This is a genomic window from Halosimplex amylolyticum (assembly GCF_051414035.1).
GTDB lineage: Archaea > Halobacteriota > Halobacteria > Halobacteriales > Haloarculaceae > Halosimplex > Halosimplex amylolyticum.
Map to the genome: position 1 here is coordinate 1 of NZ_JBLKNW010000021.1, position 937 is coordinate 937.

General features: G+C 59.7%; 1 protein-coding gene. It reads left to right on the plus strand.

The features are described 5' to 3' along the window. The first annotated feature begins 77 nt into the window (after positions 1 to 77). Positions 78 to 905, plus strand: coding sequence for an IS5 family transposase (locus tag ACMGFE_RS26025; RefSeq protein ID WP_436928183.1), 828 nt, complete (start codon positions 78 to 80; stop codon positions 903 to 905). Positions 906 to 937: the final 32 nt, after the last annotated feature.

Consider the following 937-nt stretch of genomic DNA (forward strand, 5'->3'; position numbering starts at 1 on the left):
GGCTCTGGTGAATCGCTGTACGGCGTTGGCTTCGACCGTCAGAACTAGGAAAGTGAAGCGGGAAATCGCCGATGCCTATGTCGAAGATCTCCCGCTTCACGAAGAAAGCGGTTCAGTTAGCTAAAAACGCTGTTGGTGGGCGAGGCGAAGTCGCCGCCCCCGAAGGGGGTGGCGGCTTCGCCGAGTACGCGGTGCTGTCGCTGCACTGTCTGCGGGTTTACCTGGAGAAGTCCTACCGGGAAACACTCGATCTGCTGAGCGAGATGCCACAAATACTCGGGGAGATCGGCCTCGACGCGACCGATCTCCCCGACCACTCGACGCTGGTAAAGTGGTTTGACAGGATCAAGACAGCACTCTGGCGAGTGCTGCTGCGCCTCTCGGCGCAGTTGCACGACACGAGTGGTCACGCCGCGATCGACGCAACGTTCTTCGACCGCGAAACCGCCAGCAAACACTACTGTCGTCGGACGAATTACCGCGTCCAGACGCTCAAAACGACTGCGCTCGTCGACACAGAAAGCCACGCGATTCTGGACGTTCACTGTACGACCGAGAAACGCCACGACACACAGCTCGGCTGGCAGGTCGCCCGCCGCAACGCGGGCGACCTCGCCAGTCTCGCTGCTGACAAGGGCTATGATTGGATGGAGTTACGCGAAAAACTCCGCGAAGAGGGCGTGAGACCACTGATCAAACATCGTGAGTTCCGGCCCATCGATCACGCGCACAACGCGCGGATCGATGGGCCTCGTTACCGCCAACGATCGACGTGTGAAACCGTCTTCTCCACGATCAAGCGCACGCTCGGCGACGCCATCCGTGCGCGAGCATGGTTTCGTGAGTTCCGTGAAATTGTCCTGAAGTGTGTCGTTCACAACATCAAGCGAGCCGTGAAACCGTGAAATCGTGCTCCGTCCGGCGATTCACCACGGCC

Excerpts from the sequence above, each read along its gene's own strand:
- ACMGFE_RS26025 (WP_436928183.1), top strand. The coding sequence starts at position 78 with ATGTCGAAGATCTCCCGCTTCACGAAGAAAGCGGTTCAGTTAGCTAAA.